Origin of the sequence: Streptomyces niger (genome assembly GCF_000718305.1) — a bacterium.
Classification (GTDB): domain Bacteria; phylum Actinomycetota; class Actinomycetes; order Streptomycetales; family Streptomycetaceae; genus Streptomyces; species Streptomyces niger.
The window spans coordinates 466511-482067 of record NZ_JOFQ01000002.1 but is presented as its reverse complement, the minus strand read 5'-3'; the positions used below and the strand labels follow the sequence as shown (position 1 = coordinate 482067).

11 protein-coding genes and 1 pseudogene are annotated in these 15557 nt (G+C 71.1%); 4 read left to right on the top strand and 8 right to left on the bottom strand.

The window, feature by feature from the left end:
• Positions 1-9: 9 nt before the first annotated feature.
• The 3 genes from IF20_RS05990 (at position 10) to IF20_RS05980 (ending at position 3572) form a co-directional block, all read left to right on the top strand.
• Positions 10-1638: an N-acyl-D-amino-acid deacylase family protein gene (locus IF20_RS05990; protein ID WP_052863893.1), complete on the top strand. Its 1629-nt coding sequence runs from the start codon at positions 10-12 to the stop codon at positions 1636-1638.
• A 237-nt stretch (positions 1639-1875) separates the two neighbouring features.
• On the top strand, positions 1876-3087 hold the full coding sequence (locus IF20_RS05985) for a pyridoxal phosphate-dependent aminotransferase (protein ID WP_052864062.1): 1212 nt from the start codon (positions 1876-1878) through the stop codon (positions 3085-3087).
• An 83-nt stretch (positions 3088-3170) separates the two neighbouring features.
• Entirely contained in the window at positions 3171-3572 is a 402-nt protein-coding gene (locus IF20_RS05980) for an SCO4983 family protein (protein WP_052863892.1), read from the top strand.
• A gap of 132 nt (positions 3573-3704) precedes the next feature.
• Here the strand turns inward: IF20_RS05980 and IF20_RS05975 are convergent, their stop codons facing one another.
• Positions 3705-5543, bottom strand: a complete 1839-nt coding sequence (locus IF20_RS05975; protein ID WP_052863891.1) for a phosphoenolpyruvate carboxykinase (GTP) — start codon at positions 5541-5543, stop codon at positions 3705-3707.
• A gap of 229 nt (positions 5544-5772) precedes the next feature.
• Between IF20_RS05975 and trhA the strand changes: the two genes are divergently transcribed.
• A complete protein-coding gene (trhA, locus tag IF20_RS05970) occupies positions 5773-6495 on the top strand; it encodes a PAQR family membrane homeostasis protein TrhA (protein WP_052863890.1) in 723 nt (240 codons plus the stop codon).
• Positions 6496-6846: 351 nt separating this feature from the next.
• On the opposite strand, the pseudogene IF20_RS39835 reads toward trhA, so the two are convergent.
• The 7 genes and pseudogenes from IF20_RS39835 to IF20_RS05940 all read right to left on the bottom strand — a co-directional run.
• Positions 6847-7064, bottom strand: a pseudogene (locus tag IF20_RS39835) (NADP-dependent oxidoreductase); the annotation flags it as partial.
• Between the two features lie 232 nt (positions 7065-7296).
• Complete coding sequence (locus IF20_RS05965; RefSeq protein WP_052863889.1) at positions 7297-9324, bottom strand: thioredoxin domain-containing protein; 2028 nt, start codon at positions 9322-9324, stop codon at positions 7297-7299.
• A 308-nt stretch (positions 9325-9632) separates the two neighbouring features.
• The gene (locus tag IF20_RS05960; RefSeq protein ID WP_052863888.1) at positions 9633-9965 is read right to left on the bottom strand and encodes an ArsR/SmtB family transcription factor; all 333 of its coding nucleotides are present in this window, start codon (positions 9963-9965) and stop codon (positions 9633-9635) included.
• Between the two features lie 157 nt (positions 9966-10122).
• Positions 10123-11061 carry an alpha/beta hydrolase gene (locus IF20_RS05955; RefSeq protein ID WP_052863887.1) on the bottom strand — a complete coding sequence of 313 codons (939 nt, stop codon included), beginning with the start codon at positions 11059-11061 and terminating at the stop codon, positions 10123-10125.
• A gap of 51 nt (positions 11062-11112) precedes the next feature.
• Positions 11113-12030: an NADP-dependent oxidoreductase gene (locus tag IF20_RS38980; protein WP_052863886.1), complete on the bottom strand. Its 918-nt coding sequence runs from the start codon at positions 12028-12030 to the stop codon at positions 11113-11115.
• Positions 12027-13265, bottom strand: coding sequence for an MFS transporter (locus IF20_RS05945; protein ID WP_052863885.1), 1239 nt, complete (start codon positions 13263-13265; stop codon positions 12027-12029). Before IF20_RS05945 ends, IF20_RS38980 begins: the two co-directional genes overlap by 4 nt.
• Entirely contained in the window at positions 13262-15445 is a 2184-nt protein-coding gene (locus IF20_RS05940) for a prenyltransferase/squalene oxidase repeat-containing protein (protein WP_052863884.1), read from the bottom strand. Before IF20_RS05940 ends, IF20_RS05945 begins: the two co-directional genes overlap by 4 nt.
• Positions 15446-15557: the final 112 nt, after the last annotated feature.

The window sequence follows — 15557 nt, the reverse complement described above, 5'->3', positions numbered from 1 at the left end:
GGGCCCGTCATGGATCTCGTCCTTCGCGACGTCCGCGTCATCGACGGCACCGGCGGCGACTCCTACCGGGCCGACGTGGCGCTCGACGGCGGCCGGATCGCCGCCGTCGTGCGGGAGGGCGCGGGCGACCGCCCGTCGGCCCGCCGCACCGTCGAGGCGTCCGGACTCGCCCTCTCCCCCGGGTTCATCGACATGCACGCCCACAGCGACCTGGCGCTCCTGCGCGACCCGTCGCACGAGGCGAAGGCCGCGCAGGGCGTCACCCTGGAGGTCATCGGCCAGGACGGCCTGTCGTACGCGCCCGTCGACGACCGCACCCTCGCCGAGGTCCGCGCCCAGATCGCGGGCTGGAACGGCGGCGCGCCCGGGGACACGAGCATCGACTTCAACTGGCGCTCGGTCGGCGAGTACCTGGACCGGCTGGACCACGGCTTCGACGGCCACGGCATCGCGGTCAACGCCGCGTACCTGATCCCGCAGGGCACGGTACGGATGCTGGCGCTGGGCTGGGACGACAGGCCCGCCACCGACGCCGAACTGACCCGCATGAAGCAGCTGGTGGCCGAGGGCCTGGAGCAGGGGGCCGTGGGCCTCTCCTCCGGGCTGACCTACACCCCCGGCATGTACGCCTCGGACGCCGAACTGACCGAGCTGTGCCGGGTGGTGGCGCGCTACGAGGGCTACTACTGCCCGCACCACCGCTCGTACGGCGCGGGCGCGCTGCAGGCGTACGAGGAGATGGTCGGCCTCGCCCGCGAGGCGGGCTGCGCGCTGCACCTCGCGCACGCCACCATGAACTTCGGCGTGAACAAGGGCCGCGCTCCCGAGCTGCTGACGCTGCTGGACAAGGCGTTGGACGACGGCGCGGACATCAGCCTGGACACCTACCCCTACACCCCCGGCTGCACGACGCTCGTCGCGATGCTGCCGAGCTGGGCGAGCGAGGGCGGGCCCGAGGCGATCCTGGCCCGGCTGCGGGACGACGCCGAGGCGGCCCGCATCCGGCAGGTGATGGAGGTCGAGGGAGCGGACGGCTGCCACGGCGTCCCCATGGAGTGGGACACGATCGAGATCTCCGGCGTCACGCACCCCGAGCTCGGTGCGTACGTCGGGAAGACGATCGCCGCGAGCGCCGCCGAGCGCGGCGAGGAGCCGTGGGTGACGGCCCGCCGGCTGCTGATCGAGGACCGGCTCGGCTCGACGATCCTGCAGCACGTCGGGCACGAGGAGAACGTCCGGCAGATCATGCGGCACCGCGTGCACACGGGCGGCAGCGACGGCATCCTGCAGGGCGCCAAGCCGCACCCGCGGGCGTACGGCACGTTCCCCCAGTACCTGGGCAAGTACGTCCGTGAGCTGGGCAACCTCTCGCTGGAGGAGTGCGTCGCGCACCTCACGGGACGTGCGGCGGCCCGGCTGCGGCTGCCGGACCGGGGCCTCGTACGGGAGGGGTACCGCGCGGACCTGGTGCTCTTCGATCCGGAGACGGTGGCGGCGGGCTCGACCTTCGAGGAGCCGCGCGTCCTGCCCACCGGCATCCCGTACGTCCTGATCGACGGCCGCTTCGTGATCGAGGACGGCAGGCGGACGGACGTCCTCGCGGGGCGGGCGGTGCGGCGGACGCCGGCGGCGCGCTGAGTCGAAGCTCACACCGCGCCCGGGCGGCGCGCCGGGCGGCCTGCGGATTCCGTTGTCCGGCTTCGATGACGAAGCACTCGATGGTCCACACATGCGAAATATCGGCAGTGCCTCACACACAGCTTGGAAAGCACAAGTGAGGGGTGCGGGTAACCGCCCGGTACCCGCACCCCCGCCGTCTCCTGCGTGGCCCATAACACCAGGCGGGGCGGGTCGCGCGCCCGTATGGTGGCGGACATGCAGGTGATCCAGTCAACGAAGCTCGCCAACGTCTGCTACGAGATCCGTGGCCCGGTTCTTGAGGAGGCGATGCGGCTGGAGGCGGCAGGACATCGCATCCTCAAGCTCAACACCGGCAACCCCGCCGCGTTCGGCTTCGAGTGCCCGCCGGAGATCCTGGAGGACATCCTCCGCACCGTCGGCACCTCGCACGGCTACGGCGACGCCAAGGGCCTGCTCTCCGCCCGCCGCGCGGTGATGCAGCACTACCAGACCCGGGGCATCGACCTCTCCGTGGACGACGTCTATCTCGGCAACGGCGTCTCCGAGCTGATCCAGATGTCGATGCAGGCGCTGCTCGACGACGGCGACGAGGTGCTGGTGCCGGCCCCGGACTATCCGCTGTGGACGGCGTCGGTGTCGCTGTCCGGCGGTACGGCCGTGCACTACCGCTGCGACGAGCAGGCGGACTGGATGCCGGACCTGGCCGACATCGAGCGGAAGGTCACCGACCGCACCAAGGCCATCGTCGTCATCAACCCGAACAACCCCACGGGCGCGGTCTACGACGACGAGCTGCTGCGCGGCATCGCGGAGATCGCCCGCCGGCACCACCTCATCGTCTGCGCCGACGAGATCTACGACAAGATCCTCTACGACGGCGTGACGCACACGCCGTTCGCGGCCCTCGCGCCCGACCTGCTGACCCTGACGTTCAACGGCCTGTCCAAGGCGTACCGGGTCGCGGGCTACCGCAGCGGCTGGCTCGCGGTGTGCGGCCCGAAGGCGCACGCCTCCTCGTACATCGAGGGGCTGACGATCCTGGCGAACATGCGGCTGTGCGCCAACATGCCGGCCCAGCACGCGGTGGCCACGGCGCTCGGCGGCCGGCAGTCGATCAACGACCTGGTGCTGCCGGGCGGCCGGCTGCTGGAGCAGCGTGACACCGCCTTCGAGCTTCTCTCGCAGATCCCGGGCGTGAGCTGCGTGAAGCCCAGGGGCGCACTGTACGCCTTCCCGCGGCTGGACCCGAAGGTCTACAAGATCAAGGACGACCGGCAGATGGTGCTGGACCTGCTGCGCGCCGAGAAGATCATGATCGTGCACGGCACGGGCTTCAACTGGCCCGAGCCGGACCACTTCCGCCTGGTCACGCTGCCGAACAAGGACGATCTGACGGACGCGGTCACCCGCATCGGCACCTTCCTGGACGGCTACGGACAGCACTGAGCGCAGCCGATCGCTATACGCGAGACAACTTTAGACTGGTTCTAATGTAGGGTGGTCTCCTGACGTTGCCAGGAGGCCATTCCATGTACGAGCCGATCCGCACCAAGTCGGTCCACTCCATGGCCGAGCAGGATTTCCCGCACCGCTCCCGCGAGGAGGAACTGGACATCCGGCTCGCCGGGCATCTGACCGCTCTGCTGACCACCCTCGACGAGCTGCGCGCGCTGACGCCGTCCGGTGCGCTCGACGACGCCGCCGACCGCCTCGCCGAGCAGGTCGCCCGGCTGCGCGGCGGCGACTTCCCGCTGCGCGCCCAGCCCTCCGGCGGCGACCGGGGCCGGGTGCCCTCGCTCCACCGGCGCGCCCACATGCTCGCCGGGAACGCCCTGGTCGTGGCCAACTCCCGGTCCGACAAGGCGGCCGCCGCACTCGCCGCCGAGCTGCTGCGGCTGCACGACGACGCGGGGAAGCTGGCCACCGCCTGACCCCGCCCCGTACCTCCGGGGGCGGCCGTGGTGCTCATCCCGTCCGCCCCCGGAGCTCCACCCCGGCGGAAGGGCCCCGTCGCCGCACCGGTGACGGGGCCCTTCCCGTGCCTGCCTTACGGCCCGCTGCCGCTAGCCGAGCCGCTGCACCAGCGCGCGGTACTCGTCCCACATCTCCTTCGGCGTGTGGTCACCGAAGGTGTTGAGGTGCTCGGGGACCAGCGAGGCCTCGTCGCGCCAGACGTCCTTGTCGACGCTGAGCAGGAACTCCAGGTCGGCGTCCGGCAGATCCAGCCCCTCGGTGTCCAGGGACTCCTTGGTCGGCAGGATGCCGATGGGGGTCTCGACGCCCTCGGCCTTGCCGTCCAGGCGCTCCACGATCCACTTCAGGACGCGGCTGTTCTCGCCGAAGCCGGGCCAGACGAACTTGCCCGCCTCGTTCTTGCGGAACCAGTTGACGTAGTAGATCTTGGGCAGCTTGGCCGCGGCCCCCTGCTCGGAGGCGGTCCGGCCGATCTTGACCCAGTGACCCATGTAGTCGCCCATGTTGTAGCCGCAGAACGGCAGCATGGCGAACGGGTCGCGGCGCAGCTCGCCGACCTTGCCCTCGGCCGCGGCGGTCTTCTCGGAGGCGACGTTGGCGCCGAGGAAGACGCCGTGCTGCCAGTCGAAGGACTCCGTGACCAGAGGCACCGCGCTGGCGCGGCGGCCGCCGAAGAGGATCGCCGAGATCGGCACGCCCTTGGGGTCCTCCCACTCGGGCGCGATGATCGGGCACTGGCCGGCCGGGGTGGTGAAGCGGGCGTTGGGGTGGGCCGCCGGCGTCTCCGACTCCGGGGTCCAGTCGTTGCCCTTCCAGTCGATGAGGTGGGCCGGGGTCTCCTCCGTCATGCCCTCCCACCACACGTCGCCGTCGTCGGTGAGCGCGACGTTGGTGAAGACGGAGTTGCCCCACAGGGTCTTCATGGCGTTGGCGTTGGTGTGCTCGCCGGTGCCGGGCGCGACGCCGAAGAAGCCGGCCTCCGGGTTGATCGCGTACAGCCGGCCGTCCTCGCCGAAGCGCATCCACGCGATGTCGTCACCGATGGTCTCGACCGTCCAGCCGGAGATCGTGGGCTCCAGCATCGCGAGGTTGGTCTTGCCGCAGGCCGACGGGAACGCGGCCGCGACGTACTTCGACTCGCCCTGCGGCGGGGTGAGCTTGAGGATCAGCATGTGCTCGGCGAGCCAGCCCTCGTCGCGCGCCATGACGGAGGCGATGCGCAGCGCGTAGCACTTCTTGCCGAGCAGCGCGTTGCCGCCGTAGCCCGAGCCGTAGGACCAGATCTCGCGGTCCTCGGGGAAGTGCGAGATGTACTTGGTGGAGTTGCAGGGCCAGGGCACGTCCTGCTCGCCCTCGGCCAGCGGGGCGCCCAGGGTGTGCACGGCCTTGACGAAGAACCCGTCCGATCCCAGCTCGTCCAGGACGGGCTGGCCCATCCGGGTCATGGTGCGCATCGAGACGGCGACGTATGCCGAGTCGGTGATCTCCACGCCCAGCGCGGACAGCGGCGAGCCCAGCGGGCCCATGCAGAACGGGACGACGTACATCGTCCGGCCGCGCATCGCGCCCCGGAAGATGCCCTGCTCGCCCGAGAAGATCTCCCTCATCTCGGCCGGGGCTTTCCAGTGGTTCGTCGGGCCCGCGTCCTCCTCCTTCTCGGAGCAGATGAAGGTGCGGTCCTCGACGCGGGCGACGTCGCGCGGGTCGGACGCCGCGTAGTAGGAGTTCGGTCGCTTGATCGGGTCGAGCTTCTTGAACGTTCCCTTGGCGACCAGCTCTTCACACAGGCGCTCGTACTCCGCCTCCGAGCCGTCGCACCAGACGATGCGGTCCGGCTGGGTGATCGACGCGATCTCATCGACCCAGGCGATGAGCTCCTGGTGGGTGGTCGGGTGCTTGAGGGAGGGAGCCGCGTTGTCGCGCGCCACGATCGCTCCTAGATGAGGGGTTTATGCGAACATCAGCACAATGTCCGCTTTTGAAGATGTTGGCCCCTTGGGGGCTGCGACCCGGATGCTTCGTGACCGCTCATCCGGTGCCGACCGCACTCATATGATCATCCGTCGTCGACCGAAATCTGTCCAGAGGGCCCCCTCGTGACCGTCACCACTCCCGGACTGATCCGTAACTTACGGTGGCGTATATAGGCTGGCGGCCATGTCTTCCGCGCCAGAAGCCACCGCCGGCCACACGACCGAAAGCACTGCTCAGGCCGTGACCTCCGCGGTCTCCGCGCTCACCGCTCCGCTGAAGCCGAAGCTGCGGGGATGGCTGCACGCCGGGATGTTCCCGGCCGTGCTCTTCTCGGGGGTCATACTCACCGCGCTGGCCGACAGCCCCCGTGGACGGGTGGCCTGCGGCGTCTACACGCTCAGCGCCTGCCTGCTCTTCGGCGTCAGCGCCCTCTACCACCGCGGCAACTGGGGCCCACGGGTCGCCGGCATGCTGCGCCGGCTGGATCACGCCAATATTTTCCTGATCATCGCGGGGACCTACACCCCGCTGACCATCCTGCTGCTCCCCGAGGGCCGCCGGGACCTGCTCCTGTGGGGCATCTGGGCGGCCGCCGCCCTCGGCATCGCCTTCCGCGTCTTCTGGGTCGGCGCACCCCGCTGGCTCTACACGCCGTGCTACATCGCGATGGGCTGGGCGGCGGTCTTCTTCCTCCCGGACTTCCTGCAGAAGGGCGGCATCGCCGTCCTCGTGCTCGTCGTCGTCGGCGGGCTGCTCTACAGCGCGGGCGGCGTGATCTACGGGATCAAGCGGCCCAACCCGTCACCTCGGTGGTTCGGCTTCCATGAGGTCTTCCACTCCTTCACCCTGGCGGCGTTCGTCGTGCACTACGTGGGCATCTCGCTGGTCGCCTATTCGCACGTCTGACACCACCTCCGGGGCGAGCCGGGCACTCCCGGCACCGCCCGCTCCCCTGTCCCCCCGTGGCCGCGGCCTCGACGCCGCGGCCACTTGCCATGTCAGGGCGGCCACCCCCGCCAGCACCAGCGCGAGGACCACCGCCGTGCCACCCAGCAGGAAGCCGCCCACACACGCCGCAGCGGCCAGAACGACCGCTCCGTGCAGGACAGTACGCATCCGCAACACCCCCTCCAGCTCTCACTGAATGTGACTGTGTGCGCTTAGAGCGTTACACATCCCACTGACAACGGGGAGACCGCCTGGTCCGGGGAGGTGACCGGTTCTTTCCGGTCGGGGGCCGGTTCCTCTACAGGCCCACTACAGGTCGACCAGTACCGCGCCGAGGTGTCGGCCCTCGGCCAGCTCCCGCAGCGCGGGGCCTGCTCGATGCCCCGGAACCGCGCGTGCGGAAAGGTCAGCGTGCCGTCCCGCAGGCCCTGGCCGAACTCCCGGTGCCACTCCGCCACGAGATCCAGGTGATCGTGGAGCGCCAGGCCGCGCAGGGTGATGCCGCGCGCCAGGAGCGACAGCGTGTCAGGCGCCGCGCCCGAGAGGGATCCATAACGGCGAACTCGCGCCAGCCGAGATGGTGTTCCACGAGGTCACCGGGGTGCAGGTCGTCGGTGCCGGGCGCGGCCACCACCTCGCCCACGGCGGCCCCGTGCAGCGGTGGGTGGCGGGGACTTCACTGCGGTGGGTCATGGCCCCGACGCTGGTCCGCGGCACCCACACGTGGCCGACGAACCGCCCGGTCACCCGACAGGCGGCTCACTCGGCACGCAACCGCTCCGCGAGCGCGCCCGGGTCGGTCGTGGGCTGCTCGCAGGCGAAGTTGCGGCAGACGTAGGCCGCGGGGCGGCCGCTCACCAGCGGCCGGTCCTTCAGGAGCGGCACCTCCTCGCTCCCCGGGGCGCCGACCGCGACCACGGCGCCCGGCGCGGTGCTCAGCAGCGCGGTGCGGTGCAGCTCACGGGTGGCCTCGTCGTCGTACGAGCCGACCACCGCGACCTCGCGCGGGCCGTCGAGCAGTGCCTCGGCGACCGCGAGCCCCCAGCCGATGAAGCGCGGCGCGCGCCCGCTGAGCGCCTTGACGATGCCGAGCGCCCGTTCCGCGGCCTCGCGGTGCGGCGCGCTGCCCGTGAGCGCCGCGTACGAGAGGAGGGCGCCGGCCGCCGCGGTCCACCCCGAGGGCGTGGCGTTGTCGGTCGGGTCCTGCGGGCGGCGGATCAGCGTCTCGGCGTCGTCCGCGGTGTCGTACAGCGAGCCGTCCGGACCGCGGAAGTGGATCAGCACGGTGTCCAGGAGGAGCCCGGCGAAGTCCGCCCACACGCCCTCGCCGGTGACCTGGGCCAGCGCGAGGAAGCCCTCGGAGACGTCCGCGTAGTCCTCCAGCACGCCGGAGTTGGCGCCGGCGACACCGTCACGGGACGTGCGGTGCAGCCGTGCCTGGCCGTCCATGTGGACGCGGACGAGCAGGTCGGCGGCGTCGGTCGCGGCCTGCACGAGGTCGGGGCGGTCGAAGTACGCGCCGGTCTCCGCGAGCGCCGCGACGGCCAGGCCGTTCCAGGCGGCCACGACCTTGTCGTCCCGGCCGGGACGGGGGCGTTCCTCCCGTGCGGCGAGCAGCCGTTCCTTGATGGCGGCGATCCGCTCGGCGTCCTGCAGCCCCTCGGTGTCGGGCAGCTGGAGCACCGAGGCGCCCTCCTCGAAGGTGCCCTCCTCGGTGACGCCGAAGTGGTCGGCGGCGATCCGGGCGTCCGCCTCCCCCAGCACCTCGGTGAGCTGCTCGGGCGTCCACACGTAGTACGCGCCCTCTACGTGCTTCCCCGTCCCGTCATCGCTGTCGGCGTCCAGCGCCGAGGCGAAGCCCAGCTGCTCGGTGCGGAGTTCGCGGACCATGAAGTCGGCGGTCTCCAGGGCGATGCGGCGGGCGAGGCCGGAGCCGGTGGCGCGCCAGAGATGGGCGTAGACGCGGCACAGCAGCGCGTTGTCGTAGAGCATCTTCTCGAAGTGCGGCACCACCCATTCCGCGTCCACGGAATAGCGCGCGAAACCGCCGCCGAGCTGGTCGTAGATGCCGCCGCGCGCCATCGCCTCGCAGGTCGCCCCCACCATGTCCAGCGCACCCTGGGACTCGGTCCTGGCGTGGTGCCGCAGCAGGAATTCCAGCACCATCGACGGCGGGAACTTCGGCGCGCCGCCGAATCCGCCGCGGGACGCGTCGAATTCCCGGGTCAGCCGCATGAGGGCGGCCATCAGGTCCTCGCGCCCGGGCGGCTGCGCCCCGGCGACGGCCAGCGAGCGGTCGGCCAGGTCGCGCACGATCTTCCCGGCGACCTCGCCGACCTCGTCCCTGCGGTCCGTCCAGGCCGCCCGCACCCCCTCCAGCACCTGGGAGAACGAGGGCATGCCGTGCCGCGGCCGGGGCGGGAAGTAGGTACCGAAGTAGAACGGCTCGGCGTCGGGCGTGAGGAAGACCGTCATCGGCCAGCCGCCCTGCCCCGTGGCGGCCTGCACGGCCTCCATGTACACGGCGTCGACGTCCGGGCGCTCCTCCCGGTCCACCTTCACCGACACGAAGTGCTCGTTCAGCAGCCGCGCGGTGGCCTCGTCCTCGAACGACTCGTGCGCCATGACGTGGCACCAGTGGCACGACGAGTAACCAACTGACAGCAGCACGGGCACACCGCGCCGCCTCGCCTCGTCGAATGCCGCTTCCCCCCATGGCCACCAATCCACCGGATTGGACGCGTGCTGGAGCAGATAGGGCGACTGCGAGCTGGCCAGGCGGTTCATATCCGCATCGTCGCACGAGCCGGGCCGTCCAACCCAGCTTGCGGGGGTGAATCCGCGGAGTGGTCGAAGATCGGGGGCGGGCTGCCCGGTGCTTGATCACCCGCGTGCCGGATGTGCAGAAGCGCCGGCGACGCGGTCGACGCCCCGCTGAAGCGTGAGGTGCTCGGTGGCCTGGAGGATGCGCACAGCGTTGACGGGGTCACCGGCGAAGTGCTGCCCGTCCGCCCAGTCCGGCTCGCGAGGCCGGGAACGGCGTGTGCGCCACCGGCGCCGCCGCGGCACGGGCCCCGACGGCGCCGTCCGCCCTTCTACGATGCCCGCGACGCTTCTTCCGGAGCCGGCGCCGTCACCTGCACGGCGTCGAGCAGCCCGGGGAAGCGCGCTTCGAGGTCGTCCCTCCGTAGCGAAATCACCCGCGTCGTCCCGCGCACCTCGGTCGTCATCAGCCCTGACTCCCGCAGTACCTTCAGGTGATGGGAGAGCGTCGACTTCGCGATCGGGTAGCTCAGCTGGCCGCAGACGCGGGGGCCGTCCCTGTGCATGGTCCGGGCCACGTCTCGGCGGATCGGGTCGCTCAGCGCGTGGAGCACCTTGTCGAGCGAGATGTCCCCCCGGTCCGGGTGGAAGAGTTCACCGCGCATGGATCTCACCTCCTTGTGAGATGGGAAATTAATTCAAAATTCTATGATGATCAAACATCATAGAGGAGGCGGCCGTGTCCTGAGGGCGGCGCGCGAGCCCTGCCACCACGCACGAAACCGGGCAGGCGGCCCACGGCCACCTGCCCGGCATCAGCGGTCACGAATGCAGTGCGCGCCGTAGTACGTCGATGCGCTCCGCCACTCGCCGCTTCGACACCTGGGCCCCGGCGACCAAGTACGCGAGATGGTAGGCGCCCGGGAAGACGTGCAGTTCGACAGGGATGCCGGCGGCGAAGAGGCTCTCCGCGTAGGCCACCGCCTCGCTCCGCATCGGGTCGTACTCCAGCGCCGCGATGTAGGCCGGCGGCAGCCCGGACAGGTCCGTCGCACGGGACGGTGCGGCGTACACCGGCACGTCGTCGCCGCCGGCCGCGTCCCCGAGGTAGTGGCGCCAGCTGCGCAGCGCGTTGGGCGCATTCCAGCCGGGCGTATCGGTGAACCGGCGCATGCTCTCGTTGTCCAGCCGGTCGTCCAGCTCGGGCAGGTCCAGGTACTGGAAAGCGATCTGCGGGCCACCGCGGTCGCGGGTCAGCAGAGTCAGCGCCGCGGCGAGGCCGCCGCCCGCGCTGGTGCCGTGCACGGCGATCCGCGTGGTGTCACCGCCCAGCTCGGGTGCTTCCTTGGCGAGCCATTCCAGGACCGCGTAGCAGTCCTCCAGGGCCGCCGGGTAGGGGTGTTCGGGGGCGAGCCGGTACCCGACCGAGACCACGAGCGCGCCGACCCGCCGGGCGATGTCCAGGCACGCGGCGTCGTCGACCTCGATGCGGCCGATGACGAAGCCACCACCGTGGACGTTGAGCACCACCGGGAGGTCACCCGTGGCGTCGGAGGGCCGGTAGATGCGGATCGGGACCTGCGGGTTGTCCGCGGGGCCCGGTACCTCGCGGTCGGTGACGTCGACGCCGGTGGTGTCGGGGGCCGGCTTGCCGGCGCTGGCGGCGATGAGCTTGGCGCGGGTGGCCGGCGGGTCGGTCAGGTCGAAGACGCCGAAGTTCGGTACTGCTTCGATGAGGTCGGCGTCGTAGCGGTAGGTCATGAGTGAACCGTTCCGTGGGGGACAGGGACAGCAGGAGGGAGGCGTTGCGGGTCAGTCGCCGGGCAGCAGCACGAGCTTGCCGCCGACGCCGCCCTTCTGACTGAGGGCCAGCGCCTCGGCGGCCTCGGTGAGCGGGTAACGCCCCGTGACGGGCAGCTCGAAGGGGTGGTCGCCGATCAGCCGGAGCGTGGCGGGCAGCTCCTTCGGCACGTGCTCGACCAGCGGTACCTCGGCGTCGGACGACTCCGGCACGATCGTCACCCGACGGGCGGGGTCGCCGACCAGGCGCACCGCGGTGGCGTACGGCTGGGGGCCGCCCGCGCAGTCCACCGAGGCGTCCGGCGTCCCGAAGGCGGCCAGTCGGTCGTCAAGTCCTTCGCCGTACTCGACCGGTTGTGCGCCCAAGGACCGGAGCAGGTCGTGGTGGCGTGCCGATGCGGTGCCGATGACCTCGGCGGCGCCGAGGAGGAAGGCCAGCTGAACCGTCGCCAGCCCGACTCCGCCGGACGCACCGTGCACCAGCAGTCGCTCCCCGGCGGCCAGTCCGACCTGCCGTAGCGCGGAGTAGGCGGTGCCCGCCGCGACCGGCAGGACCGCGGCCTGCTCGAAGGAGAACCGGTCCGGCATCGGGGTGAGTTCGTCCGCCTCCGGCAGCGTGGAGACCGCTTCGTGCACGCGGTACGTGCCGGGGCGGCCGTGTCGGATCACCGCATCGCCCTCGCGGTGGCCCCGCACGTCGGGACCGACCGCCACGACGGTGCCGGCGGCTTCCACGCCGGGCCCGGCCGGAAACGGCAGCGGGAGCCGGTCGGCCAGATCGCCGCGGAGGATCTTCCAGTCGACGGGGTTCACGCCGATCGCCTCGTAGCGGACGACGACCTCGCCGGGGCCCGGAGAGGGAACGGGCAGGTCGGCGGCGTACAGCTCGTCCACCGTTCCGTACCGGTGGAACAGTACGGCCGTGCTCACGCCGCCTCCTTCTGCTTGCGGAAGGCGCCGGCCCAGGCGTAGATCGCGAGGGCGGCCAGGTAACCGACGACCGTGAAGGCGGCCACGCCGAAGAAGCCGGTGACCTTGGTGAGCATGATGCCGCCGACGACACCGCCGATGGTCGTGCCGACGTACATGGCGGCGTTGGCCAGCGAGGAGACGGTGCCTCGCGCCGTCTCGGTCTGGGCCTGCAGGGTGCTCATGAAGATCGGGAAGACGAAGCCGGCGACCATCATGACCAGGCCGAGCAGAACCAGTGCCACTGCCAGATTCGGCGAGAAGGGCACCAGGCAGTACAGGACCATCAGCGTCAGCAGCGCCAGCAGCAGCGACCGGTACTGTCCCAGCCGGCGGATGAGGTGGCTGCCGAAGAGTGAACCGATCGCGTTGCCGACGCCGAGCGCCATCATCGCCAGCCCGACCGAGCCGACGTCCAGCCCGAAGTCCTTGCTGAACCACGAGCCGAAGAAGGAGATGGCCTCGAAGTTGCCGGTCTGGAACACCAGGTAGGCCAGCAGGAACAGCTTCAGGGTGCGATTGCGGAGCAGGGTGCCGTAGCTGCTGAACATGCCGCCCGGGGCGCCCGACGGCCGGCCGGGTACCGAGGGGAACGCCTTGGCCAGGATCAGCCACAGCACGACCGACGCGCCGCCGATCGCCCAGAAGGGGACGTGCCAGGAGAGGGCGGCCAGCCAGCTGCCCACCGGGATGCCGGCGACCTGTGCGATGGCCAGGCCGGCGGTGGCCGACCCCATCGTGCGGACGATCTGCTCCGGCTTGACCAGGGCCGGGATGGAGGCCCAGATCTGTGGCGAGACGAATGCCGCGCTCACACCGGCGAGGAAGCGGAACAGGATCATCATCCAGAAGTTCTGCGCGAAGCCGCACAGCGTGGTCATGACGATGAACCCGACCAGGCCGGACAGCAGTACGCCGCGGCGGTCCCGGCCGTCCGACAGTGGTCCCGCCACCAGGGCGAACAATGCGTAGCCCAAGGCGTAGGCGCTGACCATCCAGCCGGAGATGTCCGCGGAGATGCGGAAGGTGTCCGTGAGGGTCGGCAGCAGCGGAGCGACGACGAACGTGTCGGTGCCGATGACGAACATCGTCGCGAACGAGAGCAGCGAGACGGTCCTGACGCTGGGGCCCGCGGGTTCCGCGAGGTCGGCCTGTGGCGTCGCGCCCGTGGCGCTGGGGGAGGTAGTGCTGGTCATGTCATGATCACCGCCCAGTAGGGGTTGAGCTTCTGTTCGAGCATGTGCAAGGCCTGAATGGCGATGAATCCCTCGTCCGTCGTCTCCGACGGGCCGCCGGGGAGACGGGAGAAACCGCCGTCGGAGCTCTGCCGCGCGGCGATCCACGCCAGGCACGCGGGTACGTCCGCCGGCTGCGCGCCCATCACGTACAGCGCGGCGATGGCGTGGTAGGAACCGACGAAGCTCTCGGGCGCGCCCGCGCGGTAACGGAAGCCTCCGGACTCCGTCTGCAGCCCGCGCAGCCACTCGATCGTCTGTTCCATGCGAGGCGGCCGCAGGCCGAGCGCGATGAGGGTGTCCACCACCCGGAAGGTGGCGAAGGTGTCCGAGGGCGAGCCGGGCTGGTTGCCGTAACCGCCGTCATCGTTACGACAGCTGACGAAGTACGCCACCAGGTCGTTCTCGCGGGCCGGCCGCTCGCCGAGCGCGTGCAGGGCGAGCACCGCGAGGTTGGAGTGCCAGCTGTCGCACGGATAGCCGGGCGCGTTGCCGAAGCCGCCTTCGGGGTGCTGGCACGCCTGGAGGAACTCCACGCAGCGCTCGCGGTCGTACCCCTCGCCGCCCAGGACCTTCGCGGTCAGTACCGCGCAGTACGTCGTGAACGCCTCCGACAGCAGGCCCGGTTGCTCTCCGAAGCCGCCATCGGGGTTCTGGGTGGCGAAGACCCCGGCGAGCAACCCCTCCGGGTCGGGTACCGGCTCGTCGAGCGCCATCAGGTCCGAGACCACGTGCAGCACGGAGAACGTCTGCGCCGTACGGTCCGACCGCAGCCCCAGGGGCGACCGGTAGGGCGTCAGGCCGTAGCCCAGCCCGGAGGCGGTGGAGCGCAGCCAGCGCAGGTAACCGGGCAGGTCGATCAGACCCTCCGACAGGCGGGCGGTGGACACCCGGCTGAGGTCGGTCTCGATCGGGTGCGGTGCCGGCGGCTCGGCGAGTGCCGGCGCCGACGGTACGGCCGGGGTCCGGTCACCCACCGCCCAGAGGGCCAGGAGTTGGGTCTCCGCGTGCTTCTCGTGGAAGGGCACGTAGGAGGTGTTGCCGACGGCGAAGGCGCCTGCGGTGCGCGGAGGCACCATCACGTGCCGGGCCAGTGGCACCGTCGGGTCGACCGGGGTGGAGAACCAGCTGCCCTGTCCCTGGAACACGCCGCCGGCCTGCGGGTCGGTGTAGCGGTCCAGCTCGGCACCGGCCGCCTCCGACAGTTCCTTCAGCGCCACGTCGTCCGTGAGATCGGCGAGCTTCCCGGCAGCCACGGCCAGCAGTGCGTGATCGGCCACCAGCTTGGCGGGGAAGGGCGATCCGGGACGGCCGTGGCAGGCGGACAGCGGGTCGACCCGCACCTGCGACCCGGCGTCGGCCCGGTCCCAGAAACCGCGGGCCCCGGCATGCGGGTGAACGGTCCGGATGTGGTGCAGGACCTTGGTGGCGTACGCGGAGGCCGACTCGACACCACGCTCGTCCAGCGCTGCCCAGGCCAGGGCGGCCAGGGCGCCGGCGCGGAGCCGGTAGCCGTGCAGGGTGTCCGGCTCGCCCCTGGGCGTCAGGTACGCCCAGGCGCCGTCCTCGGACAGGAAGCGCTCCAAGTGCTCGGCGGCGGCGTCGAGGAAGGCGGACCGGTCCGCTGAGCCGTCGTCGGTGGCCTGCGCGGCGAGGACGAGCACAGCGGTCTGGGCGAGCGAACTCGCCCCGTCCAGAACGGTCGTGGACATCCGGTCCAGCCGCGCGGGCCAGCCCTTGGCCGGTACCAGCGCCGTCAGCCGGCGCAGCTGAGCCTGGGCATCGGCGACCACGTCGGCGCGGCCGAGCGCGGTGCCGGCGTGGTGGCAGGCCCAGGCCGCGAGCGCCTGGTCGGCGGGGGTGCGGACCTGACCGGGTACGTGCGGCACGCCGGTGACGTCCAGCAGTTCGTGCCAGCCGTCGGCATCACTGTCCCGGAACTCCTGGAGGGCGTCCAGGAGTCGGGCGGTCAGCGGCCGGTCGTGCGGTCCGCCGAGGGTCAGGGCGGCGAGCGCCGCGTCGCGCAGGGTGCGGTCGGCGGTGACCACGTCCGATGCGTCCCGGCCGAGTACGGCGGGGATGCGGCCGTGGCCGTCGAGGACGTGATCGAGGATGAAGGCGCGGAGAGAGGGAGGGCTCAAGAGGTGCTCCAAGTCCGTGGCGCGGGGCGGCGCTTCGGAGGCGGGCCGGGCTCGGCAACGAGCTATTTCGTTGTTCGTGAAATCTCGAACTTAGGCGACTATAGCACCGCGG

What these genes read in the sequence shown, in the direction of transcription:
- IF20_RS05990 (WP_052863893.1), top strand. Translation starts at nt 10, where the DNA reads ATGGATCTCGTCCTTCGCGACGTCCGCGTCATCGACGGCACCGGCGGC.
- IF20_RS05985 (WP_052864062.1), top strand. Translation starts at nt 1,876, where the DNA reads ATGCAGGTGATCCAGTCAACGAAGCTCGCCAACGTCTGCTACGAGATC.
- IF20_RS05980 (WP_052863892.1), top strand. Translation starts at nt 3,171, where the DNA reads ATGTACGAGCCGATCCGCACCAAGTCGGTCCACTCCATGGCCGAGCAG.
- trhA (WP_052863890.1), top strand. Translation starts at nt 5,773, where the DNA reads ATGTCTTCCGCGCCAGAAGCCACCGCCGGCCACACGACCGAAAGCACT.
- IF20_RS05965 (WP_052863889.1), bottom strand. Translation starts at nt 9,324, where the DNA reads ATGAACCGCCTGGCCAGCTCGCAGTCGCCCTATCTGCTCCAGCACGCG.
- IF20_RS05960 (WP_052863888.1), bottom strand. Translation starts at nt 9,965, where the DNA reads ATGCGCGGTGAACTCTTCCACCCGGACCGGGGGGACATCTCGCTCGAC.
- IF20_RS05955 (WP_052863887.1), bottom strand. Translation starts at nt 11,061, where the DNA reads ATGACCTACCGCTACGACGCCGACCTCATCGAAGCAGTACCGAACTTC.
- IF20_RS05945 (WP_052863885.1), bottom strand. Translation starts at nt 13,265, where the DNA reads ATGACCAGCACTACCTCCCCCAGCGCCACGGGCGCGACGCCACAGGCC.